This is a genomic window from Kribbella rubisoli (assembly GCF_004217145.1).
Taxonomy (GTDB): Bacteria; Actinomycetota; Actinomycetes; order Propionibacteriales; family Kribbellaceae; genus Kribbella; species Kribbella rubisoli.
In genome coordinates this window covers 497,682-523,687 of the sequence record NZ_SHKR01000011.1, presented here as the reverse complement: position 1 = coordinate 523,687, position 26,006 = coordinate 497,682, and the positions used below count along the sequence as shown (strand labels likewise).

The 26,006-nt window shown below is 67.5% G+C and carries 33 protein-coding genes; 17 read left to right on the top strand and 16 right to left on the bottom strand.

The genetic code is table 11. The features are described 5' to 3' along the window. The first annotated feature begins 73 nt into the window (after positions 1-73). Positions 74-682 (top strand): NAD(P)-dependent oxidoreductase, encoded by a 609-nt coding sequence (locus tag EV645_RS05175; RefSeq protein ID WP_130440257.1) that lies wholly within the window; start codon positions 74-76, stop codon positions 680-682. Here EV645_RS05175 and EV645_RS05170 read toward each other — a convergent pair. The 9 genes from EV645_RS05170 to EV645_RS05130 all read right to left on the bottom strand — a co-directional run bounded on the left by EV645_RS05170 (position 666) and on the right by EV645_RS05130 (position 8,429). Next, entirely contained in the window at positions 666-1,784 is a 1,119-nt protein-coding gene (locus EV645_RS05170; protein ID WP_130440255.1) for an aromatic ring-hydroxylating oxygenase subunit alpha, read from the bottom strand. The genes EV645_RS05175 and EV645_RS05170 overlap by 17 nt on opposite strands. 7 nt (positions 1,785-1,791) lie before the next feature. Then, a complete protein-coding gene (locus EV645_RS05165) occupies positions 1,792-2,241 on the bottom strand; it encodes an SRPBCC domain-containing protein (RefSeq protein ID WP_130440253.1) in 450 nt (149 codons plus the stop codon). Continuing rightward, positions 2,238-2,576 carry an ArsR/SmtB family transcription factor gene (locus EV645_RS05160; RefSeq protein ID WP_130440251.1) on the bottom strand — a complete coding sequence of 113 codons (339 nt, stop codon included), beginning with the start codon at positions 2,574-2,576 and terminating at the stop codon, positions 2,238-2,240. Before EV645_RS05160 ends, EV645_RS05165 begins: the two co-directional genes overlap by 4 nt. Positions 2,577-2,615: 39 nt before the next feature. Continuing rightward, positions 2,616-3,788: a glycoside hydrolase family 64 protein gene (locus tag EV645_RS05155; RefSeq protein WP_130440249.1), complete on the bottom strand. Its 1,173-nt coding sequence runs from the start codon at positions 3,786-3,788 to the stop codon at positions 2,616-2,618. A gap of 97 nt (positions 3,789-3,885) precedes the next feature. Then, a complete protein-coding gene (locus EV645_RS05150) occupies positions 3,886-4,425 on the bottom strand; it encodes a DinB family protein (RefSeq protein ID WP_130440247.1) in 540 nt (179 codons plus the stop codon). Between the two features lie 46 nt (positions 4,426-4,471). Next, positions 4,472-5,641: a DNA recombination protein RmuC gene (locus EV645_RS05145; RefSeq protein WP_130440245.1), complete on the bottom strand. Its 1,170-nt coding sequence runs from the start codon at positions 5,639-5,641 to the stop codon at positions 4,472-4,474. Between the two features lie 40 nt (positions 5,642-5,681). Then, a complete protein-coding gene (locus EV645_RS05140; RefSeq protein ID WP_130440243.1) occupies positions 5,682-6,686 on the bottom strand; it encodes a methyltransferase in 1,005 nt (334 codons plus the stop codon). 23 nt (positions 6,687-6,709) lie between these two features. Continuing rightward, complete coding sequence (locus tag EV645_RS05135; protein ID WP_130443517.1) at positions 6,710-7,483, bottom strand: polysaccharide deacetylase family protein; 774 nt, start codon at positions 7,481-7,483, stop codon at positions 6,710-6,712. Positions 7,484-7,562: 79 nt separating this feature from the next. Next, positions 7,563-8,429 carry a DUF817 domain-containing protein gene (locus EV645_RS05130; protein WP_242000221.1) on the bottom strand — a complete coding sequence of 289 codons (867 nt, stop codon included), beginning with the start codon at positions 8,427-8,429 and terminating at the stop codon, positions 7,563-7,565. A 67-nt stretch (positions 8,430-8,496) separates the two neighbouring features. On the opposite strand from EV645_RS05130, the gene EV645_RS05125 reads away from it, so the two are divergent. The 3 genes from EV645_RS05125 (at position 8,497) to EV645_RS05115 (ending at position 10,433) form a co-directional block, all read left to right on the top strand. Further along, on the top strand, positions 8,497-9,027 hold the full coding sequence (locus EV645_RS05125) for a GNAT family N-acetyltransferase (protein ID WP_130440241.1): 531 nt from the start codon (positions 8,497-8,499) through the stop codon (positions 9,025-9,027). Positions 9,028-9,069: 42 nt separating this feature from the next. Beyond that, entirely contained in the window at positions 9,070-10,146 is a 1,077-nt protein-coding gene (gene ychF, locus EV645_RS05120; protein WP_130440239.1) for a redox-regulated ATPase YchF, read from the top strand. Positions 10,147-10,211: 65 nt separating this feature from the next. After that, on the top strand, positions 10,212-10,433 hold the full coding sequence (locus EV645_RS05115; protein ID WP_157997006.1) for a hypothetical protein: 222 nt from the start codon (positions 10,212-10,214) through the stop codon (positions 10,431-10,433). Here the strand turns inward: EV645_RS05115 and EV645_RS05110 are convergent. Next, a complete protein-coding gene (locus tag EV645_RS05110; RefSeq protein WP_130440235.1) occupies positions 10,413-11,000 on the bottom strand; it encodes a nucleotidyltransferase family protein in 588 nt (195 codons plus the stop codon). The genes EV645_RS05115 and EV645_RS05110 overlap by 21 nt on opposite strands. A gap of 51 nt (positions 11,001-11,051) precedes the next feature. Between EV645_RS05110 and EV645_RS05105 the strand changes: the two genes are divergently transcribed. Beyond that, the gene (locus EV645_RS05105; protein WP_130440233.1) at positions 11,052-11,411 is read left to right on the top strand and encodes a VOC family protein; all 360 of its coding nucleotides are present in this window, start codon (positions 11,052-11,054) and stop codon (positions 11,409-11,411) included. Positions 11,412-11,414: 3 nt separating this feature from the next. Here EV645_RS05105 and EV645_RS05100 read toward each other — a convergent pair whose 3' ends face one another. Next, positions 11,415-12,341 (bottom strand): helix-turn-helix transcriptional regulator, encoded by a 927-nt coding sequence (locus EV645_RS05100; RefSeq protein ID WP_130440231.1) that lies wholly within the window; start codon positions 12,339-12,341, stop codon positions 11,415-11,417. Between the two features lie 62 nt (positions 12,342-12,403). Here EV645_RS05100 and EV645_RS05095 point away from each other — a divergent pair, with 62 nt between their 5' ends. The 4 genes from EV645_RS05095 (at position 12,404) to EV645_RS05080 (ending at position 15,770) form a co-directional block, all read left to right on the top strand. Continuing rightward, positions 12,404-13,372 (top strand): ABC transporter ATP-binding protein, encoded by a 969-nt coding sequence (locus EV645_RS05095; RefSeq protein WP_130440229.1) that lies wholly within the window; start codon positions 12,404-12,406, stop codon positions 13,370-13,372. Next, positions 13,369-14,121, top strand: a complete 753-nt coding sequence (locus tag EV645_RS05090; RefSeq protein WP_130440227.1) for an ABC-2 family transporter protein — start codon at positions 13,369-13,371, stop codon at positions 14,119-14,121. Before EV645_RS05095 ends, EV645_RS05090 begins: the two co-directional genes overlap by 4 nt. Further along, entirely contained in the window at positions 14,118-14,897 is a 780-nt protein-coding gene (locus EV645_RS05085) for an ABC transporter permease (RefSeq protein WP_130440225.1), read from the top strand. Before EV645_RS05090 ends, EV645_RS05085 begins: the two co-directional genes overlap by 4 nt. Before the next feature lie 147 nt (positions 14,898-15,044). Beyond that, the gene (locus tag EV645_RS05080; RefSeq protein WP_130440223.1) at positions 15,045-15,770 is read left to right on the top strand and encodes a class I SAM-dependent methyltransferase; all 726 of its coding nucleotides are present in this window, start codon (positions 15,045-15,047) and stop codon (positions 15,768-15,770) included. On the opposite strand, the gene EV645_RS05075 is transcribed toward EV645_RS05080, so the two are convergent. Continuing rightward, positions 15,757-16,644 carry an aminoglycoside phosphotransferase family protein gene (locus tag EV645_RS05075; protein ID WP_242000380.1) on the bottom strand — a complete coding sequence of 296 codons (888 nt, stop codon included), beginning with the start codon at positions 16,642-16,644 and terminating at the stop codon, positions 15,757-15,759. The two genes, EV645_RS05080 and EV645_RS05075, sit on opposite strands and share 14 nt — an antisense overlap. A gap of 112 nt (positions 16,645-16,756) precedes the next feature. Next, positions 16,757-17,407, bottom strand: coding sequence for a LysE family translocator (locus EV645_RS05070; protein WP_198681469.1), 651 nt, complete (start codon positions 17,405-17,407; stop codon positions 16,757-16,759). Between the two features lie 158 nt (positions 17,408-17,565). On the opposite strand from EV645_RS05070, the gene EV645_RS41760 reads away from it, so the two are divergent. The 8 genes from EV645_RS41760 to EV645_RS05035 all read left to right on the top strand — a co-directional run bounded on the left by EV645_RS41760 (position 17,566) and on the right by EV645_RS05035 (position 24,102). Further along, complete coding sequence (locus EV645_RS41760; protein ID WP_157997005.1) at positions 17,566-17,742, top strand: DUF5302 domain-containing protein; 177 nt, start codon at positions 17,566-17,568, stop codon at positions 17,740-17,742. A 105-nt stretch (positions 17,743-17,847) separates the two neighbouring features. Then, positions 17,848-18,549, top strand: a complete 702-nt coding sequence (locus EV645_RS05065; RefSeq protein ID WP_130440219.1) for a GntR family transcriptional regulator — start codon at positions 17,848-17,850, stop codon at positions 18,547-18,549. 96 nt (positions 18,550-18,645) lie between these two features. Continuing rightward, complete coding sequence (locus tag EV645_RS05060; protein WP_130440217.1) at positions 18,646-19,731, top strand: TIGR03364 family FAD-dependent oxidoreductase; 1,086 nt, start codon at positions 18,646-18,648, stop codon at positions 19,729-19,731. Continuing rightward, on the top strand, positions 19,728-20,405 hold the full coding sequence (locus EV645_RS05055) for a phosphonatase-like hydrolase (protein ID WP_130440215.1): 678 nt from the start codon (positions 19,728-19,730) through the stop codon (positions 20,403-20,405). The genes EV645_RS05060 and EV645_RS05055 overlap by 4 nt, the downstream gene beginning before the upstream one ends. Beyond that, complete coding sequence (locus tag EV645_RS05050; RefSeq protein ID WP_130440213.1) at positions 20,402-21,436, top strand: 2-aminoethylphosphonate ABC transporter substrate-binding protein; 1,035 nt, start codon at positions 20,402-20,404, stop codon at positions 21,434-21,436. The genes EV645_RS05055 and EV645_RS05050 overlap by 4 nt, the downstream gene beginning before the upstream one ends. After that, positions 21,433-22,512: an ABC transporter ATP-binding protein gene (locus tag EV645_RS05045; RefSeq protein WP_130440211.1), complete on the top strand. Its 1,080-nt coding sequence runs from the start codon at positions 21,433-21,435 to the stop codon at positions 22,510-22,512. The genes EV645_RS05050 and EV645_RS05045 overlap by 4 nt, the downstream gene beginning before the upstream one ends. After that, the gene (locus EV645_RS05040; RefSeq protein WP_130440209.1) at positions 22,512-23,327 is read left to right on the top strand and encodes a 2-aminoethylphosphonate ABC transporter permease subunit; all 816 of its coding nucleotides are present in this window, start codon (positions 22,512-22,514) and stop codon (positions 23,325-23,327) included. Before EV645_RS05045 ends, EV645_RS05040 begins: the two co-directional genes overlap by 1 nt. Further along, entirely contained in the window at positions 23,311-24,102 is a 792-nt protein-coding gene (locus tag EV645_RS05035) for an ABC transporter permease (protein WP_130440207.1), read from the top strand. The genes EV645_RS05040 and EV645_RS05035 overlap by 17 nt, the downstream gene beginning before the upstream one ends. Here the strand turns inward: EV645_RS05035 and EV645_RS05030 are convergent. From EV645_RS05030 to EV645_RS05020, 3 genes are read right to left on the bottom strand one after another with little or no spacing between them, the layout of a single operon-like run. Beyond that, a complete protein-coding gene (locus EV645_RS05030) occupies positions 24,062-24,511 on the bottom strand; it encodes an SRPBCC family protein (RefSeq protein ID WP_130440205.1) in 450 nt (149 codons plus the stop codon). The two genes, EV645_RS05035 and EV645_RS05030, sit on opposite strands and share 41 nt — an antisense overlap. After that, positions 24,501-24,827 (bottom strand): ArsR/SmtB family transcription factor, encoded by a 327-nt coding sequence (locus tag EV645_RS05025; RefSeq protein ID WP_242000220.1) that lies wholly within the window; start codon positions 24,825-24,827, stop codon positions 24,501-24,503. The genes EV645_RS05030 and EV645_RS05025 overlap by 11 nt, the downstream gene beginning before the upstream one ends. A 24-nt stretch (positions 24,828-24,851) precedes the next feature. Next, positions 24,852-25,916 carry a class I SAM-dependent methyltransferase gene (locus EV645_RS05020; RefSeq protein ID WP_130440203.1) on the bottom strand — a complete coding sequence of 355 codons (1,065 nt, stop codon included), beginning with the start codon at positions 25,914-25,916 and terminating at the stop codon, positions 24,852-24,854. Positions 25,917-26,006: the final 90 nt, after the last annotated feature.

The window sequence follows — 26,006 nt, the reverse complement described above, 5'->3', positions numbered from 1 at the left end:
GGTACTTATAGCACGTTGAAGTAGCCAGTTACCAATAGATACCGTTGGCGCGATCGCAGACGAAAGGACAACGATGAAGATCGCGGTGTACGGAGCAAGTGGCATGGTCGGGAGCCGGGTTGCGGCCGAGGCGGCGAGCCGCGGCCACGAGGTGACCGGCGTCACCCGGTCGGGCGGCGAATTGCCGGCCGAGGTCCGCGCGGTGCAGGCGAACGCCGACGACGTCGCTTCGGCCAAGGAGCTTGCGGCCGTCTCGGACGCGCTGGTCGCGGCGATCGGGCCGAGCCGGACCGGCGGAGATCACCAGGATTACCTGGACGCGGTCGACAACCTGATCGCCGCGGTACAGGGGACGGCGACCCGGTTGATCGTGGTCGGCGGCGCCGGCAGCTTGGTTGTCAACGGCAACCGTGTGGTGGACAGCCCGGACTTCCCGGCGGAGTACAAGAACGAGTCTCTGACGGTGTCGCAGGCACTTGAGAACCTGCGTGCGAGCGACGTGAACTGGACCATGCTGTCCCCGGCCCTCGCGATCGCGCCGGGTGAGCGCACCGGCGTGTTCCGCCTCGGCCAGGACGAGCCGATCGGCGAGCACATCTCCGCCGAGGACTACGCGGTTGCCCTGATCAACGAACTCGAGCAGCCGGCCAACAATCGGAAGCGCTTCACGCTGGGGTACTGAGAGGTTTGCCGAGGTAGCCGCGGGCAAGCATCGTCACCCACTGGTAGACGGCGTCCTCCGCGGGCGACAGCGGACCCGGCCGGAAGTGCGGGGACTCGGCGCCGCGCTGGACCGATTCGCAGGCGGCCCAGTCCTCGCGGTTCGTGATGTCCCAGAACTCCACGGCGTACGACGGATCCTTGACCTCGGGCCGGAAATACCAGGAGCACTCGATCGCCGTCAGGCTCGGCGTACGTGGCTCCATGCGATGCGTCATCACGTAGTCGGGGTGCAGCGAGATCAGCAAGTTGGGGAACAGACCGAGGTAGTTCACTCGTCGCGGGTCGACGCCTTCGAGCTGTACCCCGTGGGACCGGCCGTCGAGCGACATCGTCTCGGCGTCCGGTCGCAAGTCCATCAGCCCGCCGACCCACGCGCCTGGAAGATTCCAGTTGTCGCCCGACGTCGGCGGCGACACCTTGCACAGCTCGGGGTGGATCAGCGGGCAGTGGTAGCACTCGTGGTAGTTCTCCACGATCGTCTTCCAGTTCGACGCGACGTCGTACGCGTGCCGGGCCTTCAGAACAAGGGATTCCGGCGCGTACGGCGCGACCAGCTCGGTCAGTCCGCCGACGTGATCCGCGAACGACGTCGCCGTACCGGTCGCGTTCACGAAGAGCCAGCCCTGCCAGACCTCGGCCGGCAACTCGACCAGACCATACGGTTTGGTATGGAAGCCGTCGCCCATCCGCGGCGCCGCCTTCACCGAGCCGTCGAGCTCGTACGACCACCCGTGGTACGGGCACACCACCGCACGCCGCTCGCTCGTCTCGTCGCGCTGCAGCAGCTCGTGACCGCGATGCCGGCACGTGTTGGCGAACGCCCGCGGTCGCTCGCCGAACGTCACGATCGTCGCGATATCGCCGACCGTCACCTCGCGTTGCGTCGTACCGTCGGACAACTCGTCGACGCGGCCGAGGCAGGTCCACGTACCGGCGAAGAAATGCCGGCGTTCCCAGGCGAGCACGGCGGGATCGGTATACGCCTCGCGCGGCAACATGACCGATTCACCATGCGGCCGCAACGAAGCTTCCAAGGCACGAGCGTCAACGGGAGCTGTCATCTGCCCACTATCGGGCGAATTCGACGTATTTGCCCAGCACGTAATCCCAGCCCGTGTCGTAGCCGAGGCGGGCGCGTGCCCCGTCGCCGCGGCGTTCCCAGCCGGAGTGCACCAGTTGTACTTCGGTGCCGTCGCCGGTCGGGGTGAATGTGACGGTCACCTGACCCGCCTCGGCCGGGTCGCCACCGGGGTGCCAGCTGAAGCCGACCGTTGACGGCGGGTCCCAGTCCGACACCGTGCCCCAGGTCGCGAGCTCGCCTTCGGCGCCGTACTCGACGATGCGGCCGCCGACTGCGCCTTCGAGCCGGACCTCGTTCGCCGCGGCCTCGCCGACCGAGTGGCTGAACAGCGGCCACCACGCCGACGTCTCCGCGGTGAATACCTCGAACGCCCGCTCGACGCCGACTGGCACCACAACGGTCTTCACCAACGGTGAGATGTCTTGCTCCACAGTCATTTCCGTTCCTCCTCGGTCCGCCTGACGTGGTCGGCGTACGCATCGAGCGCGTCGCCCCAGAACCGGTCGAGCCAGTTGCGCAGCTCGTCGAGACCGGATTGGTGGACGCGGTAGATGTTCCGGGTGCCGCGCGACTCGTGCCGCACCAGGCCGACCGCCCCGAGCACCTTCAGGTGCTGCGAGATCGCGGGACGGCTGACGGGCACGCGCTCGGCCAGAACACCGACCGAGCACGGCCCGCCGGTCCGCAGCGTCTCGAGGATCACCCGGCGCGTCGGATCCCCGAGCGCATCCAGCACCGGTCCCGCCGCTTCGAGTGATCCGTAAGTCCCCACGAACGGTAAGTTGCCACTAACGAACCAAAGAGTCAAGCCTCAGTTGAACGGATCGAGGATCAGGTCGGCCTGCTGCGGGTTGCCGTCGTGGACGAGAGCCTCGTGGTTCCCGACGTCGTCGAAGGCGAACCCGTACGCGCGGCCGTCGGCCATCTGGGCGTGGATGTTCTTCGAGTACTGGTTGGTGACGGCGTCCCGGTAGAAGTTCGCGTCGCTGGGGTCGGGCTGGTTCGGGTTGGTCAGAAGCGTGGAGCGGTTGTAACCCGCGCAGAGCGTGCGGGAGATCGGCCCGCGGACCTGGTCGTTCGGTGCGTCGAGCAGGTTGAAGCAGCCGAACACGCTGGCCGAGTCCGGCTTCTGGAACGACGTGACGACCGCACCTGAGCTGTTGGTGAAGTTCATGACGTTGCCAGACACGCGACCGAAGTATTTCGTGTTGGGCTGGTCGCCGAACGGTGCGACCGTCAGAGTCTCCGAGCTGTACTTCGACCAGACGCGGTTGATGTAGTCGTCCATCGCGCTCGCCGGCAGTGCGCCGGTCTCGACGCCGTACAGCGGGGAGAGTGCCCGCAGGACGGAACCGTCGGGTGCCTTCTGGATCAGGCCGCCCCAACCGCTGGCGTCGAGTGCGTTGTAGACCGCGTTGTAGCCGCCCGCCTTCAGGTGGCCGGTTGTGTTCCCGTTGACGCTCACGGCGTACGGCGCGGAGAACATGTCGACCTGGGTGCTGTTGATCCACAGCCCGCCGTCGTTGAGCGTGTACTCCGACCAACTGAACAGGATGTTCCGGTTGGGGTCGCTCGGATTCTGTACTGCGGGCTGCACCAGGCCGCCCGTGGTCAGCTTGAAGACGAGCTTCTGGCCGTACGAGAAGTAGACCCGGCCGGAGAACTTCGGCATCTGGATCGTGACGGACTGGCCGTTACCCGGTCCGGCGATCGACGCGTCCGGAGCCGGCGTCGGCGGGTTGCCGCCGGCCGGCCAGGCGTGGAACGTGCCGCTCGCATCGGCCCAGCCCTGCTGACCGGTGGCCAGGTTCGTGCCCAGGTTGTAGAGGTAGACGGCGTCGCCGCGGCCCGAGTTGTTCGTGATCGTCAATGGGATCGTTGCCGGCACCGCAGCATCCGCCGGCCGGTCCGCGTGCGCCGACAAGCCGCCGGCCACGGTCGCGGCGGCCGCGACGACAGCCAGCATTCGCGTTCTGAAGCGCATGGTTCCTCCTCACGTCGGCCCCCCGAGAGAGCGCTCTCATCGTGTCGTGAGGTGACCACCGACTGTCAACGGCCCACCACTGTCGGCTTTCCGACAATTAGGGCTGCGGAACACCTTCTCCGGTGAGGCCGTCGATGGATTCCCGAATCAGGTCGGCGTGGCCGGTATGGCGCGCGTACTCCTCGATCAGGTCGACGAGGATGTAGCGCAGGCTCGGCGAGCTCCCGTCGCGCCCGGTCCATCGGGCCAACTGGTCGACGCCGCCGGTGGCGAGCGCCTCGGCGACTGCCAAGCGGGAGCGCTCGACGGACGCCTCCCACAACGCCATGAGCTCCTCGGGCGAGTCCTCCGCCGCGCTGTGCCATTCCCAGTCCGGGTCGGCGTCCCAGTCGACCGCGTCCCACGGGGCGCCAAGCTGCCGGCCGAGCAGCCGGCCGGTGAAGTACTCGTCCTCGACCAGTGCGAGGTGCTTGAGCAGTCCGCCCAGCGTCACGGTCGACGGCGGGTGCTGCTTGGTCAGCCCGGCCGCGTCCAACCCGCCGCACTTCCATGCGAAGGTACGGCGATTGCGTTCGAGCGCACCCATCAGCGTGTCGGCTTCCGAGCCGGCGACCGGCGGTCCGGTGAGGATGTCCATGGCGAGGAGGCTATCCGGGGTTCCGGACGATCACCTTCCGGAACATCTACCCGGCCTGAGTGGGCGGCCAATGTCTGGTGGGCTGCGGGTCCTCGATGGCCAGGAACTCGGGCGCGGTGAGCGGGCGGACGGAGGCCTCGATCGACTCCATCGCGGTCAGCTCGGACTCGGTGACGTGCAGATCGCGGAGCTTGCGCGCGGTGATGAAGACGCGGCGCTCGAACGAACCGACCGTCCCGTTGTAGGCCTCGACCGCGGACGTGAGCGATCGACCGACCCGGCCGAGGTGTTCGCCCATCGTGCCGAGCCGCTCGTACAGCTCCCGGCCGAGCTCGAACACCTGCTGCGCAGACTCGGTCAGCGCCGACTGGTTCCACGCGTACGCCGCCGCTCGCAGCGTCGCGATCAGCGTCGTCGGCGTCGCCAGGATCACGCGGCGCTCAGCGGCGTACTCGAGCAGGGACGGCTCCGTGTCGAGGGCCGCGGACAGGAACGACTCACCGGGCACGAACAGGATGACGAACTCGGGTGACGGTGACAGCCGCGTCCAGTACGCCTTCGACGCCAGTTGATCGACGTGCGTCCGCAGATGCCGAGCATGCGCACGCAATCGATCCTCGCGGTACGCCGCGTCGTCGGACTCGCTCGCATCGAGGAACGCGGCCAGCGGCACCTTCGAGTCGACGACGATGTTCTTGCCCTCGGCAAGCCTCACGACCAGGTCAGGCCGCAGTACGCCGTCCTCGCCGAACGTCGTCGTCTGCTCGGTGAAGTCGCAGTGCGCGACCATGCCGGCCAGCTCGACCGTCCGCCGCAGGTGCAGCTCGCCCCATCGTCCGCGGACCTGCGGTTTTCGCAGTGCGGTCGACAGCGACGCCGTCTCGCGGCGTAATGCCTCGCCGCTCATCCGCACCTCGTTGACCTGTTCATGCAGCTGGCTCTGCCAGGCGGCGCGCCCCTTCTCGAGCTGATTCAGCTGTGCGTGCAGGCGATCGAGCGCGTCCTTGACGACGGCCTGCCCGCCCATCTGCTGGCCGACCGACGTCCGCTCCTGCGTCAGCTCGACCACACGATCCTCGGCCGCGTCCCGCTCGGCCGTGATCCGCGCGAGCTCGGCGCCGTCGCGCCCGCGCACCCACAACACGCCGAACGCAGCACCCAGCAGCAGCCCCACCGCGAGGAAGAGCAGCACCAACAACACCGTCGCACCGGACATGTCACTGATAGTGCCGAAGCCCACCGACAGTTTCTGAAAACTACGCCTGGTGTCGGAGTGTCGCCTCGATGATGAACGACTGGCCGGCCGTGGGTACGACGTCGCTGAGGCTGAGTCCGGCCGCGGCGAACAACGCGTCGTACTGATCGGTGGTGCGTTCCCGTCCGCCGGTCATGATCAGCATGTTGAGGTCTGAGAACGCCGTACTGACGGGATCGGGGGAGCGGTCGAGGAGTTGCTCCACGAGGAGTACGCGGCCGTCCGCGGGCAGCGCGCGGCGGCAGGTGCGGAGGATCTCGATCGACTCGGCGTCCGCCCAGTCGTGGATCACCGACTTCAGGACCATCGCGTCACCGGCCGGGACGCTCTCGAAGAAGTTGCCTCCGACGACTTTGCAGCGCGCCGCGACGCCGGATGCCGCGAGCAGATCGTCCGCACCCGCGACCACGTCGGGCTGGTCGAACAACACGCCGCTGACCGACGGATTGCGCTCGAGGATCCTGGTCAGCAACCGTCCGCGGCCCCCTCCGATGTCGACCACGGTGCGGTAGCGGCTGAAGTCGTACGCCGCGGGGACCGCATCGGCCACCGCGTCCGACCTGGACGTCATGGCCGCGTCGAACGCCGCCTGCTCGTCCGGATGCTTGGCGCGGTACTCCCACACCGGCTCTCCGTGGACGGCGGGAAAGGCCGTCTCGCCGGTGCGGATGCTCTCTTCGAGCCCGGTATATGCCTCCCAGTGCGACCCGGTGCCGATGAACCGGGCCCAGCCGGCGACCGAGCGCGGCACGTCGACTCGCAGCCCCTCTCCGAGCTCCGTATTGGCATAAGCGTCACCGTCGACCCTGTAGAGGCCGAGTGCGGTGAGCGCGTGCATGAGCCGGGCCAGCGCCTCTTCGTCGGTGCCGGTCGCTGAGGCGAGCTCGGACAGACTCTTCGGGCTGGTCGCGAGCAGGTCGCTGAGTCCCAGCCGGGCGGCGACGTGGATCGCCTGTGTCACCTGGTACCCGCTGGCCAGGCGTTGCAACTCCCGGGAAGCATCCATGGCGCATTCTGCGCCGCCGGCGGTCAGCAGTCCATGGCTGGGAAGCTGTAGCCCTGTGCTTTGAGCAGCGGGAGGACCTTGTCGAGGGCCGCGACGGTCTGCGCACGGTTCCCGCCGCCGTCGTGCATCAGGATGATGTTGTGGTTGTGCGCGTGGGTCATGATGTTGTGGACGATCGCGTTCGTCCCGGGGCGGGCCCAGTCGCGCGGGTCGACGTCCCAGAGCACCTGGACCATCCCGGCCGCTTTGATGTCGGCGCGGACCTTCGGGTTCGAGGCGCCGTACGGCGGGCGGAAGCAGGTCGACTTCGGCCCGTCGAAGATCTCGTGGTGCCGACGGGCCGGTGTGATCGCGGTCAGCTGCGGATGCGTGATCGAGTGGCTGCCGATCGTGTTGCCGGCGGCAAGCACCTGCTCGCGGAGACCCGGGTGCGCCGTCTGCATCGCGCCGAGCTCGAAGAACGTTGCGTGGGCGCCGTACTTCGCGAGCACCTGCAGCACCTTCGGTGTCCAGAGCGGGTCCGGTCCGTCGTCGAAGCTGAAGAACAGCACCTTTTTGTTGCCTGTGGCAAGCGCTGCGGTCGGGTTCGGTGCCGGCTTGCGCGGTGTCGACGGCGGTGCGTTCAGCGTCGGCGTATCGGTCGCCGTCGGCGACGGCGTGGTGGACGTCGAGGTCTGCGTGGTTGCCGCGGTCGGTTCCGGCTGGCGTTGGTGGCCGAGCGCCAGAACCAGTAGCGACCCGACGACGACGGCCAGCGCCACACCGGTCGCGACGAAGGCGGCAAGCTTTCGCGACATCATGCTCCCCTGCAAAATCGGGCGGTTGTTCCCCAGCAACAGCTCCCCCTGCGGGCAGCCTCACATCCCTGAAGACGCCTTACCTGTCAGAAGGGTTGGCGTTGTGATGTTGCGGTGCGATCTCGACTGTTGCGGTCGTGCCACGGTGGTAGAGCCGGCCTTCGAGCGACTTCACGCTGGCGACCAGCACGAAGCTCATGCTGACCAGCAACGACCAGGCGCCGAACTTGGCGGGGTGCACGAGATGCCACACGTTGACCTGGTCGGGGTAGTTCCACGCGTCGAGGAACGTGCCGGCGTTCTCGGCGATCCACAAGAAGAATCCGATCAGCGCGAACGAGACCGCGAGCGGCATGCGGTACCGGCGTACGCCGACGGTGAAGAAGACCCAGGTACGGCGCAGCACGATCAGTAGGCCGAGCGCGATCGGGATGCGCAGGTCGGGGAGCCACTGGTGGGTGAAGAAGTTCGCGTAGATCAGCACCGCGAAGATCGTGGTCAGGAACGGGCGGTAGTTGCTGACCCGGAGGTCGAACCGTCGCCACGCCTGGCACAGGTAGCTGCCGACCGCGGCGTACATGAAGCCGGCGAAGAGCGGTACGCCGGCGATCTTCGTCACGGCGTCGCCCGGGTACTGCCAGGAGCCGACGCGGACCTTGAAGAGCTCCAGCCCGAGGCCGACCAGGTGGAATCCGAAGATCACCGCGACCTCGCGCCAGGTTTCCAGGCGAACCACCCAGAACAGCAGGGTCAGGCCGATGCAATAGATCAGCAAAGCGTCGTACCGGGCGATCGGCAGGTCGACGTACTTCGAGATGGCCAGGCCCGCGAACAGGAACGCCGGGAACAGGCACGACACCAGTTCCAGGCAGCCGAACCGCAGGAATTGCAGGCAGGCGAACACGAAGCGTGAGGGAACCCCGATGCGATCCGTCCAAGTGGTCACAGAGTGGAGACGTCGCTTGCCCGCCGCTGGTTGGGACCGATAAATGAACGGTTGGGGAGGTGTCGCGATGGATCCGAAGATTGTGTACGAGACCGACCGGCTCGTGGTGCGCGACTGGGTGGACACGGACGGGGACCGGGTGTTCGACATCTATCGGCGCTGGGAGGTGTCGCGCTGGCTGGGCGCCTCGCCGCGGGTGATGGCGGATCGAGACGCAGCTGGGCGCACGATCGCACGCTGGAACGAGCGCAACCGCGATGCGACGTACGGCGTCTGGGCGGTCGAGGAGCGGCTCACCGGGACGGTCGCCGGGACTGTATTACTGGTGCCGCTGCCCGAGCCGTCGGACGGGAGCGCGAGCCGCGGCGAGGTCGAGGTCGGGTGGCATTTCCATCCCGACGCGTGGGGCCGCGGGCTGGCGACGGAGTCGGCGCGGGGCGCGATCTCGCACGGGTTCAAGGCGGGCGTGGGCGAGATCTACGCGGTCGTCCGGCCGGGCAACGTCGCCTCGCTGGCCGTGTGCGGGCGGTTGGGGATGCGATCGCTGGGCCGGGTGGAGCGCTGGTACGGCGCCTCACTGGAGGCCTTCGTGCTCTGACGATTGGGGTACTTCGGTGTTCGCCGCGTAACCTTGACGCCCGTGGCACTCACCATCGGAATCGTCGGGCTCCCCAATGCGGGCAAGTCCACCCTGTTCAATGCGCTGACCAAGAACGACGTGCTCGCCGCGAACTACCCGTTCGCGACCATCGAGCCGAACGTCGGGGTGGTCGGCGTACCGGATGCACGGCTGGGCAAGCTGGCCGAGCTGTACGACTCCGCGAAGGTGATCCCCGCCACCGTCCAGTTCGTCGACATCGCCGGTATCGTCCGCGGCGCGTCGGAGGGTGAGGGGCTGGGCAACAAGTTCCTCAGCCACATCCGCGAGTCGGACGCGATCTGCCAGGTCACCCGGGTGTTCCGCGACGACGACGTCACCCACGTCGACGGCAAGGTCTCGCCGTCCGACGACATCTCCACGATCCAGACCGAGCTGATCCTCGCCGACCTGCAGACCGTCGAGAAGGCGATCCCGCGGCTGGAGAAGGAAGCCCGGCTGAAGAAGGAGTCGGTCGCAGTCCTCGACGCGGTCCGCGAGGCGCAGAAGCACCTCGAGGCCGGTACGCCGGTCATCGCGACCGACGTGGATCGCGACGCGATCCGCGAGCTGATGCTGATGACCGCCAAGCCGTACATCTACGTCTTCAACTGCGACGCCGACGAGCTCGCCGACGAATCGCTGAAGCAGCAGATGCGGGACCTGGTCGCGCCGGCCGAGGCGATCTTCCTCGACGCGAAGTTCGAGGCCGAGCTGGTCGAGCTCGGCGACGAGGACGAGGCCCGCGAGATGCTCTCCGAGATGGGCATCGAGGAGCCCGGCCTCGACGTACTCGCCCGCGTCGGCTTCGACACCCTCGGCCTGCAGACGTACCTGACTGCCGGCCCCAAGGAATCCCGCGCCTGGACGATCAAACGCGGCGCCACCGCCCCCGAGGCCGCCGGCGTCATCCACACCGACTTCCAGCGCGGCTTCATCAAGGCCGAAATCGTCTCGTACGACGACCTCATGTCCGCCGGCACCATGACCGCCGCCCGCTCCGCCGGCAAGGTCCGCATAGAAGGCAAGGACTACATCATGCAAGACGGCGACGTCGTGGAGTTCAGGTTCAACGTGTAGGACTTACTGCCATGGCAGACCTGCAACAGTTCGAAGACGCGTATGACCGGGCCGAAGGTGCTTACGTGAGTGCTTTGCGTGCGGATCTTCCCAGGGCGGAGATGGCCGGGTTCGCCGGCGCAGTCGCGGCCGCAGCCGCTGAGTTCAACGCCGAGGCGTACGGCAACCTCCGGACCGCATCCGGCGATGAGCGCGAAGAGCTGGACCGGCTGACCGATCTCACCGAAAGCCTCAGTGAGCTCTGGTCCGACATGCACGCCGCATACCTAGGTCAGCAGCCGTCGTAGTTGCTCGGGGACTAGCAGGTCGGGGGTCTCTGACTGTTTGTCGGTGATCGCGCGGCGTAGGAGCTGCAGGTCGAGCGGTGTGTGGGCGATGGTCGCGGCGATCCGAGTGTGCTGCTGGCGGGCCATCATCGTGGCGAGTTGTACCTCGACGGGGACGGTCGGGATGAGTCGGCCGTGGCAGGTGAGGGTTTGGCGTTCACGCCATACCAGCGGGCTTCGGGTCTCGACCAGCAGCTCGGCGACGTCGGGTGCGGCGATGTGGGCCAGCTCGACCTTGACGTCATTGATCATCCAGCGGCCGAAGTACCAGCGCTCGTCTGCATCGCCCCACTGAAGGCTCGGCTGGGCGAGGGTGCTGAACCACAGGTTTGGATCGGGTGGCTCGGATGGCGTCGGCAGGACAGCTGCCGCGTGGGTGATGTCGTCGGCTGCAAGTACGGCGATGTCGATGTCGCCGGGGACGATCGAAACCCCGCGAAGCGCCGTTGCCGCGCTGCCGAGCAGCATCCAGTCGATGTGGGCGTTGTTCAGCCGCTCGGCGACGGTCGCCAACGTTGTCGTCCACATGGTTGGAGAAGCTAGCTGCTACCACCGACATTCTCCGGCAGGATGTCGTGCGTGCTTACTCCTATCTTGGCGACCTCGGATCCGTATGCGGCTGCCGATGAGTTTGTGGCGAACGGGTGGACGCTGGCGTACTCGACCCCGAAGGACTCGGGGGATCCGATGGCTGTTGTCGAGTTGCACGGCGGGCAGGTGATGCTCGGGGTCGATTCCGAGCAGTTCCTTCCGGCCGATGCGCGCGACCACCGCGGTGCGGGCGTGCAGTTCTACGTGGAAGTACCCGCCGACACGATCGACGACGTACAGGCCGCCCACCAACACCCAGGCCCCATCGAGCAACGCCCGTGGGGTGTTCGCTCCTTCACCGTGAAGCTCGCCGACTACAACTTCATGATCGCCACCGAGCAGGCCTGAAGGTCAGTGCGATTCTGCGATCTGCTGGGCGGCGTCGCGGACCGAGGTTTGTAGTTCTGGGGGTTCTAGGACGATGGCGGCGCCGGCTTGGGCTAGGACTGCGGCGCAGGCTTCGTGGGGGTTTTCCAGGTCGGTGTGGAGGATCCACCAGCCGTTGAGGGCGGGGACCATGGGGTGGGTGGGGCGGAAGCGGCGTACTGCGTGGTCTCGGACTTTTAGGGTTATGGGGTACGAGGGACGGGAGGCTTGGAACTCTCGTTGGGATTGGGTCCAGTAGGTGGCCAGGTCGAAGTCGGGGGGTCTGGTGAAGGGGGTGCGGGTGAGGGTGGCTGAGGTGAGGCGGGACAGGCGGTAGGTGCGGAGGCGGCCGTCGGTTCGGGCTGCTACCAGGTACCAGGTGCGGGCCTTGGCTACCAGGCCTAAGGGCGAGACTTCAAACGGTTCCAAGCCGTCTGCATAGATGATCGCCAGGCGCAGTTCCTCCCACAGGGCCTCGCGACACAGGTCCAGCCAGCGTGGGGTTTCACGGCGGTCGTCCCAGCCGGCGTGGTCGATGAGGAGGCGTTGACGGGCGTACTCCGCTTCGCGGCGAGTGCCCTCAGGAAGGGAAGCGATCAGCTTGGTGACGGCCTGGTCGCTGGAGGCGTCGAGGCCCAGGTCGGCCAGTACGTGCGCGGTCGCGCCGACGAAGACGGACATGACTTCCGACGGGGTGAGGCCGGTCATCCGCGTGCGGTAGTCGGGCAGGATCGTCCACCCGCCACCACGCCCGCGGATCGAGTACACGGGAACGCCGGCGAGGCTCAGCACCTCGAGATCGCGCTGGATCGTCCGCGGCGAGACCCCCAACGCGGCGGAGAGCTGCGCGACGGTCGACTGCCCGCGGGTCTGCAGGTGCAGGAGCAGGCGGAGGAGCCGTTCGGCACGCATGCACCGATCATCTCAGGAAAATAAGCCATCAATGGGCGTCTTTTCTTCCTACCGTCGGGCTCATGACTGCCGTCGAAGTCGAAAACCTCTCGATGTCCTACAAGGCTCCGGTGCGCAAAGGCGGTCTCCGCGCCGCGCTCGGCTCGCTGGTGAAACGCGAGTACAAGACGGTCCAGGCCCTCGATCAGGTCTCGTTCACGATCGCGCCGGGGCAGGTGTCCGGCTTCATCGGTCCGAACGGCGCCGGCAAGACCACGACGATGAAGATCCTCTCCGGGATCCTGCACCCGACCGGCGGCGATGTCCGCGTCCTCGATTCGACCCCGTGGCAGCGTCGCTCGGCCTTCCTCAAGCGCATCGCGTTCGTCCGCGGCAGCCAGCCGGTCGGCGGGTCGCAGGAGCTGACCGTGATGGACTCCCTCGAGTACCAGCGCCTGCTGTACGACGTCCCGCGCCCCACGTTCCGCCGTACACTCACCGACCTCGAAGCCCTCCTCGACCTCGAACCCCTGCTGGAACGACAACTCCGCGCGCTAAGCCTCGGCGAACGAATGCGCGTCGGCCTCGCGATGGCCCTGATCTACCGCCCAGAGGTCCTGTTCCTCGACGAGCCGACGATCGGCCTCGACGTCAGCGCCGCGAGCCAGATCCGCGAGTTCGTCTCGGAGTACGTCGAGCAGACCGGCGCGACCGTACTCCTGACCAGTCACTACATGGCCGACGTCGCATCCCTCTGCCCGCGCCTGATCCTGATCGACCACGGCAAGGTCCAGTACGACGGCCCGCTCGCGGAACTGTCCGCCCGGTTGTCGCCGTACAAGCTGATCCGGATCTCGACCCAAGGGGATCCGACCGCGTTCGGCGAGGTGGTCGAGAAGGCGGACGGGCAGTGGGTACTGCGGGTGCCGCGCGACGAGGTGGCGGCGACAACAGGACGGTTGCTGCAGGCAATGGAAGTCGTGGATCTCGCCGTGGAGGAGCCACCGCTGGAGAAGGTCATCGACCAGGCGTACCGCGAGGGGCTGCGATGAGAACCGCAGTACTGCTGGGATTCCGGCTCCGACAGGAGGTGCTGGAGTGGTCGGGCGCGTGGTGGTTCCTGCTGACACTCGTGGTGCAGGCGGTCGTCGCGCCGCTGATCGGATTGTTCGTCTGGTCGGCCGTCTACCCGGACGATCCGTCCATCGCGCGGTACTACGTCGCGGTCATCCTGGTGACGCTGATGACGGAGTCGTTCGAGCAGCACACGTTCTCCGAGCGGATCTACGACGGAACGCTGAGCCACGAACTGCTCCGTCCGCAACCGGTCGTGATCGGCGTCATCGGGATGAACCTCGCCATCCGCGCGTGGCTGACGTTGCTCGGGGCACCGATCGTCCTGCTCACCGGGATCGCGTTGCAGGTCGGCTTCGACTGGACAGCCGTGTTGCGCAGTACGCCGTACGTCATGCTCGCCGCGATCCTCGTGTTCCTGTGGACGTTCCTGCTCGCTCTGACCGCGTTCTGGACCGATCGCGTACATGCGGTCGTGGGCTTCGGCAGTCAGTTGACGTTCCTGCTCGGTGGTACGGCGGCGCCGATCGCACTGCTGCCGGATACGTGGCGCCGGGTCGCGGAGGTACTGCCGTTCTACGGCATGAACGGTCTGCCGGCGGAGATCGCGGCCGGCAAGGGCAGCGGTTCGATGGGTTATCAATTGATCTGGGTGGTGGTGCTGGTGGTCGTGGTCACGGTCGTTTGGCGGATCGGCGTACGGCGGTACACGGCGGTGGGATCGTGAAGCTGCTCCGGCTCGTGGGTGTGGGTTTCTCGATGGCGCTGCGGCGGAGCGTGGCGTTCCGGATCAACCTGGTGTTCGACGTGCTGCTGGCATTCACAGGCCTTGGTACGGCGGTGGCGGCCGTGCTGATCGTGTTCACCCGGGCGGACAGCCTGGCGGGGTGGTCGAAGGCGGAGTTCCTGGTGCTGATCGGGACGTATCAGCTGATCACCGGATTGCGAGGGACGTTCATCGATCCGAACCTGTCGTGGTTCCCGGAGACCGGGATCCGGAACGGGAAGCTCGACGGGCATTTGTTGCAGCCGGCATCGAGTCTGTTCCTGGCCAGCTTGTCGTTGTCCTCGCCGCTCGCACTGATCCAGTTCGTGCTGGGCCTCGGGGTGCTCGGGTGGGGGATCGCAGGTCAGTTGCCGAGCGTCGCCGGGGTGCTCAGTTGGTTGGTGCTCGTCATCGCGGGGCTGGTCGTGACGTGGGCGCTGAGCGTGCTGCTCGCGTGCTTGGCCTTCTGGGCGCCGAAGCTGCAGCTGGACGTGTTCTTCCACTCCGCGTGGCAACTGGGCAGCTACCCGACCGACGTCTTCGCGCGCCCGATCCGCGTCATCCTCACCTATGTGTTCCCGATGGCGCTGATCGCCTCGGTCCCGTCAGCCGCCCTACTGCGCGGGCCACAAACCGGCGTACTGGTCGGCGGGGTGCTTGCAGCCGCCGGCGCGGCCGCGTTGGCAGGACTGGCGTGGCGACGGGGGTTGCGGCGTTACACCGGAGCGACGTCGTGAGCGTGCATATGGACAGGTAGTAGTCCCTCGCCGGCGCTGATTCTGCCGCAGCTCAGGCGGGGACTGGCCTATACGTACATATCTACGTCCTGTCGTCAGGTACGCGAAATGCGGTCGCCGGCCTGCGGTTGAGTTAGCGTCGCGTGCATGGTTGATGCCTTGTTCGGGGTGCCTCGGTTGGTGGCGGTTTATGACTCGCTGGATGCTGGGCGGGGGGATTTGGAGCATTACGTCGCGATGGTGGGGGAGTTCGGGGCGCGGCAGGTGCTGGATGTGGGATGCGGGACGGGGGAGCTGGCGTGCTGGCTGGCTCGTACCGGGGTGGATGTCGTCGGGGTGGATCCGGCAGAGGCCTCGTTGGAAGTTGCTCGGGGCAAGGAATTTGCGGACCGGGTGCAATGGATCCATGGGGATGCGACGACGTTGCCGCCGCTGCAGGTGGACCTCGCGGTGATGACGGGGAACGTGGCGCAGGTGTTCCTGACCGATGAGGAGTGGTCGGCGACGCTGGACGGCGTACATGCGGCGTTGAAGCCGGATGGGCGGTTCGTGTTCGAGACGCGGGATCCGGCGCGGCGGCAGTGGGAGGAGTGGACGCGGGAGCCCACGCATCAGGTGCAGCCGGTCCCGGGCGGTGGGACAGTGGAGTTCTGGAGCGAGCTGGTCAGCGTCGAGCTGCCGTTCGTGACGTTCCGGGGTAGGTACGTGTTCTCGTCGGACGGCGCCGAGCTCACGTCGGAGTCGACGTTGCGGTTCCGGGAGCGGAGCGAGGTCGAGGATTCGCTGGCCGCGGCCGCGTTCGCGGTGGACGACGTACGGGAGGCTCCGGACCGGCCGGGTAAGGAGTGGGTCTTCGTGGCTAGGCGGCGGTGAGCAGCGCCGTCAAGGTGTGATGCGCGGTACGGGACATGACCGGGTTGGTCTCGACGTAGTACCAGAGGCAACCGATGGCCTGCGCGAACGACCAGCCCATCCCGCGACGCCATTCGTCATCGTCACTGCCGAGCGCGCTGCGGAAGGCGGCGCGCGCGGTCGGGTCGAGCAGGTTCCACGCGGGCTGGAGATCCATCGCGGGGTCGGAGACGGTGAACGTTCCGACATCGATCACGCCCGCGAGCCGGCCGTCCTTGACGAGCAGGTTGCCCGGCATGAGATCGCGGTGGGTCCAGGCGTCCGGCTCGGTGCGCGGCGTCGTACGGAGGTCGGCCCACAACCGGGCGAGTCCGTCGACGTCGATCATGCCGCGGCTGCGCTCCAGCCCGTCCGCGACGTACTCGTCCTGCGAGGTGAGTACGCCGCCGCGCCACGAGCCGGTGAACACGCGCCCCTCGGTCGACTCCGCACGCAACGCCAGCACGAAGCGCGACAGGTCCTCGGCGAACGCAGTCGAGCCGGCGACGTCGGCGTCGTACGCGATCGTCCCGTCGATCCAGCTGTAAACACTCCAGGGCTGGGGATAGTCCAGGCCCGGCGCCCCAATCGCGATCGGCTCCGGCGTCGGGTACGGCGAGATGCGGCGCAACCGCCGCGCTGCATCGGCCTCGTCCTCGAGCTCAGCACGCACCGCCGCGACGTCACCCGGCAGGATCGGGAACCGCGCCACGAGATCGTCGCCGATCCGGAAAAGCGCATTGACCGTCCCGTGTGACGACACCGAGCGGACCGCGAGCCCGCCCCACTCCGGGAACTGTGCGCGCACCAGTCCCTCGACCAGCTCGACCGTCACGCTCAGTTGACCCGCATGCATCACCACGCGCAGCAGTATCCGGGACGCATCCTGCTACTGCACATCAATTAGCAAGGCGACCAGCCGGTCGATGTTCATCGCGGATCAGGCCAGCGACCGGGTCGGACAGTCTTCAGTGTGAGGCGAGCGGGCGGGCGCGGTCGGTGGCCAGGCGGACGGCGAAGACGGCGAGCGCGGTGCCCATGACGTACCGGTGGATGCGCATCCAGGTCGGGCGGCTGGAGAGGAACACGGCGACCGAGCCGGCGGTGATCACGAAGACGGCGTTCATGACGACACCGACCGTGAGCTGTGTGAGGCCGAGGATCAGGCTCTGGAGACCGAGGTGACCGCGGGACGGGTCGAGGAACTGCGGGAGCAGCGAGATGTAGAGGATCGCGATCTTCGGGTTGAGCAGGCAGGTCAGCAGGCCCATGCCGAACAGCTTGCGCGGGCGGTCGGGCTCCAGCTCCTGCGTGGCGAAGACCGACGAACCGCCGGGGCGGAGCGCGTTCCAGGCGAGCCAGAGCAGGTACGCCGCGCCGGCGAGCTTCAGCGTCAGGTAGATCTCGGGGACGAGCGCGAACAGCGTGGCGAGACCGGCGCTCGCGGCGAGCAGGTACACGAGGAAGCCGATGCCGACCCCGGCGAGCGAGATCAGGCCGGCGCGGCGGCCCTGGGCGATCGAGCGGGAGACCAGGTAGATCATGTTCGGCCCGGGCACGATCACCAGGCCGAGCTCGACCAGCGCGATCCCCAGCAGTGCCTCGTTGCTCACCAGCATTCCGTGTCCCTCCGTCGGCGTACCGAGAACTTAACAGCGCCGCTCTGACCGCGGCCGGGGTTTTCCACAGGTGAGATCACCGGTATTCCACTCGCGATTCGTCTTCACCCTCGGTTAGCGTGGGGTGCGTACGCCTGACGGTTTGTGAAGGAGACGGTATGAGCGACAAGTCCAGCGAGCCGGCGGACGATCTGCAGAAGAAGTTCCGGGACGCGCTCGAGAAGAAGAACGCCGGGAAGCACACGCATCCGGGATCCGGAGTGCGCGGGCAGGGCGTCGGCGACGCGCACAACGACAAGCAGAAGCGCCAGTTCAGGCGCAAGTCCGGCAGCTGAGTTCCGCCAACTGTCCATCCATCCGCATGAGCCCCGGGTTGCCGCCCGGGGCTCGACCTTTCTCACGGCCCGAAGGGGAGCCTTGGCTCGACTAGAGTCGGTTGGGTGAGCGTTCCGCTGCATTTCGTGGTGAAGACCCGGCTGGTTGAAGTGGTCGAGGGCCTGGGCGAGGGTGCGGCGTTGCCGCCGGAGCGGGTGCTCGCGAAGGAGTTCGGGGTCTCCCGCTGGACGATGCGGCAGGCGATCCGCGAGCTGATCGCGGACGGGCGGCTGCGGGCCCGGCAGGGGCAGGGCACGTTCGTCGCCACGCCGAAGCTCGTGCAGCCGCTCGCGCTGGTGAGCTACACGGAGGCGCTCCGGGCGCAGGGTCACACGCCGGCGCGTGAGGTCGTGGACTTCGATGAGCTCGCCGCCGACGCCGTACTCGCGGAGAAGCTTGGCATCGCCGAGGGGGAGCCGGTCCATCGGCTGGAGCGGGTGCTGTTCGCGGACGGGCAGCCGATCGGGCTCGAGACGACGTACCTCGCTGTCGAGCGCTTCCCGACCTTGAAAGAGGTGCTGGATCCAACCGGCTCGCTGTACCGGTGCCTGACCGATCAGCTCGGGGTTCGCTTCGGCGAAGGCGAGGAACTGGTCGAGACCGTCATCGCCACCCCGCGCGAGGCCGAGCTCCTGAAGGCGACGCAGTCCCTCCCGATGCTCCTGCTCCACCGCACCAGCCGGGACACCACGGGCCGCCCCATCGAGGCCGTCCGCTCCCTCTACCGGGGCGACCGAGTCGGCTTCAGGGCCACCTTGCGCCCCTGACCCAGGTGTTCGCCGCGGGTTCACCCCGCGGTCGACCCGTTCGCACGTCCTCTTCATTGGTCCGGACCAATCTATGGTTCGACGAGAGGAGCGGGTGTGCGGGTGGTTGTGGTCGGTGGAGGTGTTCTGGGCACGTTTCACGCCTGGGAAGCGGTACGGCGGGGCCACGAGGTCGTCCAGGTGGAGCGCGAGCTCGAGGCCCGTGGCGCCAGCGTGCGGAACTTCGGGCTGGTCTGGGTCAGCGGGCGTGCTGACGGCGCCGAGGTGGAGTTGGCCCAGCGTGCGCGGGATCTGTGGGCGGACCTGCCGGGGATCGGCGTACGGACGGCCGGCTCGCTGACCGTCTGCCGGAGCGAGGCCGAGTTGGCGGTTGCCAAGGAGGCGGCGGCCCGGCCCGATGCGGCGGCCCGTGGGTTTCAGGTGCTCGACGCGGAGCAGACCCGGGAACGCAACCCGGCGTTGAAGGGCGACCTGCAAGGTGCGCTGTGGTGCGCGCGGGATGCGATCGTCGAGCCGCGTGAGGTGTTGCCTGCGCTGCGTACCGAGCTGACGAAGTCGAACCGCTACCAGTTCCTCGGGGGCCGGGAAGTGCGCAACGTGCAGGACGGCCGGATCGTCGACGATCACGGTGAGACGCATGAGGGCGAACTCGTCTTCCTGTGCACCGGCGCGTGGCACAGCGGGCTCATCCGCGAGCTGACCGACGACCTTCCGGTACGCCGGGTGCGCCTGCAGATGATGCAGACCGCGCCGCTCGACGACGTACTCACCACCGCGGTCGCCGACGGGGACAGCTTCCGGTACTACCCGGCGTACCAGGCCGACGATCTGCCGCCGCAGGCTGCCATTGCCGAGGAGCACAAGATGCAGCTGCTGATGGTCCAGCGTGCGCACGGCGGGCTGACCATTGGTGACACCCATGAGTACGACGAGCCGTTCTCGTTCGATGTGCGCAGCGAGCCGTACGAGTACCTGCGCGAGACCGTCGAAAGCATTCTCGGGCGCGAGCTGCCTGCGATTACCCAGCGCTGGGCAGGGGTGTACTCGCAGGCGACCGGCGGCGAGGTGGTCGTACGTCGGGACGTTGCTCGCGGCGTGCACTTGGTGACGGGACCGGGCGGGCGCGGGATGACGATGTCGCCGGCGATCGCCGAGGCAAGTTTCGAAGGGATCGGCGCATGATCCAGCTCGCAGTACTCGACATGGCCGGTACGACGGTTGCCGACGACGGGCTGGTGGAGCAGGCGTTCACCGCCGCGATCGGTGCCCAGGGCATCGAGCCCGGCACACCGGAGTACGAGCGGATGATCGCGCACGTCCGAGCGACGATGGGTGAATCGAAGATCACCGTCTTCCGTGCGCTGCTCAATCGTGAGGACGCGGCGCAGGAGGCGAACAAGGCGTTCGAAGATGCCTACAGCAACCTGATCGACGGGCTGAAGCCGATCGACGGCGCTGAGGATGCGATCCGGCAACTCCAGGACGCCGGCATCAAGGTCTGCCTGACCACCGGCTTCTCCGAGACCACTCAACACCGAATCCTGACCGCACTCGGCTGGCAGACGCTGGCCGATCTCACTCTCTGTCCGGCTCAGGCGGGCCGTGGCAGACCGTATCCGGACATGGTGCTCAAGGCGCTGCTCGAGCTGAAGGCCGACAGCGTGGCGAACGTGGCCGTGGCCGGCGATACCGCCTACGACATGACGACGGGAATCCGGGCCGGTGCCGGGATCGTCGCCGGCGTCCTGACAGGTGCCCACGGCAAGCAACAGCTCGACGCCGCGGGTGCGACGCATGTACTCGAGTCGGTCCGGGAACTGCCCGGCCTGCTCCTCGATCGAAAGCTGGAGAAGTGAAGGCACTCAAGACCTTGCTCGCGGCCACCCTGTTGCTCGCGGCAACCATCAACCTGACGGCCTGCGGCGGGACCGGAGCCGCGGCCACCGGCGACGGCGCCAAGAAGACAGTCACCGTGTACACCGCGGACGGCCTGGCCGACTGGTACAAGACCCGGTTCGACGCGTTCACCCAGAAGACCGGGATCAAGGTCCAGACCGTCGAGGCCGGCTCCGGCGAGGTGGTCTCGCGGATGCAGAAGGAGAAGTCGAACCCGCAGGCCGACGTCCTCGTGACGCTGCCGCCGTTCATCCAGAAGGCGTCGCAGGACGGCCTGCTGCAGAAGTACGACGTACCCGGCGCCGATCACGTGAAGGGCGTCAAGGGCGACGACTACGTCACCGTCGTCGACAACTACCTGTGTTTCATCGCGAACCAGCAGGTCGGTGCGCCGAAGACGTTCGACGATCTGCTCGACCCGAAGTTCAAGGGCAAGCTGCAGTACTCGACGCCGGGTCAGGCCGGTGACGGCACCGCCGTACTGCTGCTGCTCCAGCACGTGCTCGGCAAGCAGGGGGCGCTCGACTACCTGAAGAAGCTCGAGCCGAACAACGTCGGCCCGTCCGCGTCGACCGGCAAACTGCAGCCGAAGGTCAGCAAGGGCGAGCTGTTGGTGGCGAACGGCGACGTACAGATGAACGCGGCGTCGATCGCGAACGACAAGTCGGCGTTCAGCATCTTCTTCCCGGCGGGCGCGGACGGCAAGAAGACCACGCTGGCGCTGCCGTACGTGATGGGACTCGGGGCTGGTGCGCCGAACGCCGATGGCGGGAAGCAGTTGATGGATTACCTGCTCTCGACCGACGCGCAGGAGACGGTCTCGAAGGATGCCTTCGGGGTGCCGGCCCGGGACGACGTGAAGCCGACCGACGCGAACTTCCAGACGGTCGAGACGGTGACCGAGGGCGTCGAGGTGTGGCAGCCCGACTGGGCGACCGTGCTGAGCGACCTGGACGGCGACGTCGCGGCGTACACCAAGGCTGTGGGATGACCGTTCAGCTCGAGGACGTCACGGTGCACTTTGGTAATAAACACAGTGGCCGGACGTGCGCGCTGGAAGGGTTCGACCTGAGCGTCGCGGCCGGTGAAACGGTCGCGCTGCTCGGGCCGTCCGGGTCGGGGAAGTCGACCGCGTTGAAGGCGGTGGCCGGGTTCGTCCGGCCGACGCGCGGGCGGATCCGGCTCGGCGGGAACGACGTCACCGATCTCCCGCCTGCTCGGCGGGGGATCGGGGTGGTCGTGCAGCAGTACGCGTTGTTTCCGCATCTGCGGGTGGCGGACAACGTGGCGTTCGGGCTGCGGGCGGCGCGGAAGCCCAAGGCGGAGGTGTCGCGGCGGGTCGGCGAGATGCTCGAGATGGTCGGGATGACGGCGTACGGGCGGCGCTTTCCGCGCGAGTTGTCCGGTGGGCAGCAGCAGCGGGTTGCTATTGCGCGGGCGCTCGCGATCCAGCCGTCGGTGTTGCTGCTGGACGAGCCGCTTGCGGCGCTTGACGCGCAGTTGCGTGCGGACATGCTCGGTGAGCTGCAGAAGTTGCGCCGTGAGGTGCCGGATATTGCGATCGTTTACGTCACCCATGATCAGTCGGAGGCGTTGGCGCTCGCGGATCGGATCGCGGTGATGCGCGATGCTCGACTTGTCGACATCGCGCCGGCCGCCGAGTTGTACGCCGCTCCGCCGTCGGCCTTCACCGCGTCGTTCCTGGGCGGGGCGAACCTGCTACCTGTATCGGTGGACGAAGGTGCTGTGAAGGTGGCGGGCGCTGTAGTCCCCGGGCTGAAACCAGAGGACGGGAAGAGCCTGCTCTGTATCCGCCCGCACGCCATCCGCCTGGAGCCGCCAGAGCCCGCTAACGCGGTGGAGGATGTGGCGAGGTTGGTGGGGCGGGTTGTAGCGGCGCAGTGGCGTGGGGCGTCCAGTCAGGTGACCTGTCTGGTTGACGGGCTTGCGGATGTGGTGGTGCGGGTTGATGTGCCGGCTGATCGGCGGGTGCCTGAGCTGGGTGCGGCTGTGGTGATGGTGTTGCCGGTTGAGGCGTGCAGCTTGGTGCCGGCGGAGGTGGGCTGATGGCTGTCGAGGCGTTGGGAGCCACCGTTGTCGTGAGCAGTCAGCGGCGGCGGGACGGCAAGTGGTTGTGGGTGTTGCCGCCGTTGCTGGTGATCGCGGTGCTCGTCGTGTATCCGTTGGTGCTGGTGGCGATCGAGTCGATCCCCGCGTGGGGCGACGTGGTCGGGTCGGCGGAGTTCCGGGACGCGTTGGTGCGGACCGTGCAGATCGCCGTGAGCTCGACGGTCGGCTGTCTCATCGTCGGCACGTTCCTCGCAGTGGTGATCAGCTTCGTGCCGTTCCCGGGCGCGCGCGTGGTCGCCGGACTCGTGGACACGATGCTGGCGTTGCCGTCGTTCCTGGTCGCGCTCTCGTTCACGTTCATCTACGGCACGACCGGGATCCTGCGCGCGGGTGGATTCCTCACCTCGCCGTGGGCCGTCGTACTGGCCGAGGTCACGTTCTACACCCCGTTCGTCATGCGACCGTTGCTGGCAGCAATGAGTCGGTTGCCGCAGGCCCAGCTCGACGTGGCAGCCAGTCTCGGCGCCGGTCCGTGGCGTGTGCTGCGCCAGGTCGTGCTCCCCGAAGTACGCCCGGCGCTCGTCGCGGGCGGCAGCCTGACCTTGCTGCTGACGCTGAACGAGTTCGGCATCGTGCTGTTCCTCGGCGCGAAGGGCACAACGACCTTGCCGATGCTCGTGCACACCAAGGGCATCGTGATGTTCGACTACCCGGGCGCCTGCGTGATCGCGGTCGTCCAGATCGCGTTGTCGCTCGGGCTGTACGCCGTACTGCGGATGGCACTGGGAGGTCGTCGTGCTCGTCTGGACTAGAACCGGGAAGGCTGTCGTCTGGATCGCGTTCGCCTTGGTGTTCGGGCTGCTCGTCCTGCTGCCGTTCCTGGTGGTGATCGCGGCCGCGTTCGCCGGCTCGTGGAACGGCGTACTGCCGTCAGACCCGACCGGCGATCATCTGCGCCAGGCGTTGTCGGGTGATGAGCTGGCCTCGTTGTCGGTGAGTTTGCAGACCGCGTTCATGGGTGGATTGCTAGCGGTAGTCATCGGGACCTGGGGCGCGATGGCTGCCTACGGGTCGCGGTTCGCGAGGGTTGCGGATGCGATGCACCATCTGCCCATCGCGGTGCCGTCGGTGGTGGTCGGGCTCGGTTTGCTGGTCGCGTTCTCACGGCAGCCGGTGCTGCTCAACGGGACCAAGTGGATCGTGGTCATCGCACACCTCGTGCTGATGGTTGCCTTCAGCTACGGAACGGTTGCCGCGGCGCTGCAACGAGTCGATCCGTCGTACGCCGATGTCGCCGCGTCGCTCGGCGCCTCGCCCGCCCGCGTGCTGTGGCGGGTCCGGCTGCCGATGCTGCTGCCCGCGATCTCCTCGGCAGCCGGGTTGTCCGTCGCGTTGTCGATGGGTGAGGTCGGTGCCACGATCATGGTGTATCCGGCGTCGTGGCGGACGCTGCCGGTGAGCATCTTCGCACTGACCGACCGCGGTCAGACGTTCGTCGCAGCGGCCGAGGCCGTGGTGTTGCTCGCGACAACCGTCGTCCTCGTCGTTATCCTCGATCGGCTGCGGGGTCGGGCTGTCGAGCGGTAGCCGACTCGAGCAGGTCGACCAGTCGGCCCACCTCGGGCTCCCAGCCCATCCGGTGGTTGGCGGTGTCCTCGGCGGTGGCGAAGCCGGTGTGGCTGAGGACCATCCGGGTGCCGTCGGCAACCTCGGCCAGCTCGACCTCGACCCGGGTCGGCTCGTCCTCCGTGCCGTCCCACTTCCAGCTGAACACCAGCCGGCGCGGCGGCTCGACCTCGAGGTAGCTGCCGCGCACCACGTGCGGGCCCATCTCGACGACGTACTCGCCGCCGACCCGGACGTCGGCCTGCACCTTCAGGTCGAACTTGGGATTCGGGCAGTACCACTGGGCCAGGAGCTCGACGCGCGTCCAGGCGTCGTACACCCGGCCGATCGTTGCCGGAAGCACCCTTTCGATCCGGATCTCAGTGTCCATCGTCGTCCCCTCGCAGGAGTTCTTCCAACCGGTCAACGGTGCTGTTCCAGTACGTCGTGAGGTCGCCGAGCCACTGCTCCACCTCGGAGAGCGCCTCCGGCCGGAGCGTGCACACCACCGTCCGCCCGACCCGGCGCCGACACACCAAACCCGCGTCCACCAGCACGCCGACGTGCTTGGTGATCGCGGGTGGGGTGATCCGGTGCGGCTCGGCGAGCTCGCCCATCGTCGCGTCGCCCCGACTCAGCCGGCTCACGATCGCCAGCCGAGTCGGGTCCGCGAGCGCTCCGAACGTCTTCGCCAACACACGTGACACTTCACCGGATGGTGAACTAATTTGTCAAGGGCGCACCTCGAACACCAGGTTGAACGGCGTCTGCGCCACCGTCCGGAACCGGCTGAACCCGGCCGCCTTGGTCACGTCCTGGATCCGCGCCGGGCCGGCCTGCGTACCGAGCGCGAGCCCCACCGGCTGGGACAACGACGCCGGCGTGCAGAGCAGCGTGGAGAAGCCGTAGTACGCCCGCCCGACCGGGTTCAGGTTGTCCTCGACGTGGTCGCCGGCCATCGGCTCGACCAGCATCCAGGTGCCGTCGGGCGCCAGCGCCTCCCGTACGTGCCGGGCCGCGCCGACCGGATCGCCCATGTCGTGCAGGGCGTCGAACGTCGTCACCAGATCGAATCCGGAGCCGCTGAAGCTGTCGGCCGGTGAGACCTCGAACGACACCCGATCAGCGACACCTGCCTCCGCCGCCCGCAGCCTGGCCGTCTCGATCGATGCCTGGTGGTAGTCCGAGCCGATGAACGTCGACCGCGGGAATGCCTCGGCCATCAGGATCGTCGACGAGCCGTGCCCGCAGCCGATGTCGGCCACCGTCGCGCCCTGCTGCAGCTTCTCCACCACGCCGTCGAGCGCGGGAAGCCAGGTCGGCAGCAGATTGGCGTTGTACGACGGCCGGAAGAACCGCTCGCATCCGACGTGTACGTCCGACGTGTGCTCGTGCCATCCGACCCCGGCACCACTGCGCGCCGCCTCGATGGTGTCCGTGGTGTGCTGCAGCGTGCCCAGTGCGATCTGGAAGAACCCAGGCAGGTACGCCGGGCTGCTCGGGTCGGTCATGGCGATGGCGTGCTCTGGTGGCAATGTGTAGCGACCGGTACTCGCGTCGTACTCGACGATCCCACCCGCGGCCTGGGCGTTGAGCCACTCGCGGGTGTAGTGCTCGTCGGTGCTGGTCCACTCGGCGAGCTCGGACGGCGTGGCCGGGCCTTGATCGCTGAGCGCCTGGTAGTACCCGAGGCGATCACCCATCACCACCAGCGCCGCGTTCAGCGTCGCCCCCACCTCGTCCACAGCCTTGAACACGAAGCCCATCAGCTTGTCGGCGTCAATTGCAACAGTCATTTGCTTTGCCCCCTAGTGGTTTTGCGTACCCGAGGAAACGTAGGCAGCGTGGACGGACGGTCGCATCAGGTGGGCCTACTGGTGCACACT

Bases quoted from the DNA above. Each gene is read 5' to 3' on its own strand.
- EV645_RS05175 (WP_130440257.1), top strand. From the start codon at position 74: ATGAAGATCGCGGTGTACGGAGCAAGTGGCATGGTCGGGAGCCGGGTT.
- EV645_RS05170 (WP_130440255.1), bottom strand. From the start codon at position 1,784: ATGACAGCTCCCGTTGACGCTCGTGCCTTGGAAGCTTCGTTGCGGCCG.
- EV645_RS05165 (WP_130440253.1), bottom strand. From the start codon at position 2,241: ATGACTGTGGAGCAAGACATCTCACCGTTGGTGAAGACCGTTGTGGTG.
- EV645_RS05155 (WP_130440249.1), bottom strand. From the start codon at position 3,788: ATGCGCTTCAGAACGCGAATGCTGGCTGTCGTCGCGGCCGCCGCGACC.
- EV645_RS05150 (WP_130440247.1), bottom strand. From the start codon at position 4,425: ATGGACATCCTCACCGGACCGCCGGTCGCCGGCTCGGAAGCCGACACG.
- EV645_RS05145 (WP_130440245.1), bottom strand. From the start codon at position 5,641: ATGTCCGGTGCGACGGTGTTGTTGGTGCTGCTCTTCCTCGCGGTGGGG.
- EV645_RS05140 (WP_130440243.1), bottom strand. From the start codon at position 6,686: ATGGATGCTTCCCGGGAGTTGCAACGCCTGGCCAGCGGGTACCAGGTG.
- EV645_RS05135 (WP_130443517.1), bottom strand. From the start codon at position 7,483: ATGTCGCGAAAGCTTGCCGCCTTCGTCGCGACCGGTGTGGCGCTGGCC.
- EV645_RS05125 (WP_130440241.1), top strand. From the start codon at position 8,497: ATGGATCCGAAGATTGTGTACGAGACCGACCGGCTCGTGGTGCGCGAC.
- EV645_RS05110 (WP_130440235.1), bottom strand. From the start codon at position 11,000: ATGTGGACGACAACGTTGGCGACCGTCGCCGAGCGGCTGAACAACGCC.
- EV645_RS05100 (WP_130440231.1), bottom strand. From the start codon at position 12,341: ATGCGTGCCGAACGGCTCCTCCGCCTGCTCCTGCACCTGCAGACCCGC.
- EV645_RS05095 (WP_130440229.1), top strand. From the start codon at position 12,404: ATGACTGCCGTCGAAGTCGAAAACCTCTCGATGTCCTACAAGGCTCCG.
- EV645_RS05090 (WP_130440227.1), top strand. From the start codon at position 13,369: ATGAGAACCGCAGTACTGCTGGGATTCCGGCTCCGACAGGAGGTGCTG.
- EV645_RS05080 (WP_130440223.1), top strand. From the start codon at position 15,045: ATGGTTGATGCCTTGTTCGGGGTGCCTCGGTTGGTGGCGGTTTATGAC.
- EV645_RS05075 (WP_242000380.1), bottom strand. From the start codon at position 16,644: ATGCATGCGGGTCAACTGAGCGTGACGGTCGAGCTGGTCGAGGGACTG.
- EV645_RS05070 (WP_198681469.1), bottom strand. From the start codon at position 17,407: ATGCTGGTGAGCAACGAGGCACTGCTGGGGATCGCGCTGGTCGAGCTC.
- EV645_RS41760 (WP_157997005.1), top strand. From the start codon at position 17,566: ATGAGCGACAAGTCCAGCGAGCCGGCGGACGATCTGCAGAAGAAGTTC.
- EV645_RS05055 (WP_130440215.1), top strand. From the start codon at position 19,728: ATGATCCAGCTCGCAGTACTCGACATGGCCGGTACGACGGTTGCCGAC.
- EV645_RS05045 (WP_130440211.1), top strand. From the start codon at position 21,433: ATGACCGTTCAGCTCGAGGACGTCACGGTGCACTTTGGTAATAAACAC.
- EV645_RS05040 (WP_130440209.1), top strand. From the start codon at position 22,512: ATGGCTGTCGAGGCGTTGGGAGCCACCGTTGTCGTGAGCAGTCAGCGG.
- EV645_RS05030 (WP_130440205.1), bottom strand. From the start codon at position 24,511: ATGGACACTGAGATCCGGATCGAAAGGGTGCTTCCGGCAACGATCGGC.
- EV645_RS05020 (WP_130440203.1), bottom strand. From the start codon at position 25,916: ATGACTGTTGCAATTGACGCCGACAAGCTGATGGGCTTCGTGTTCAAG.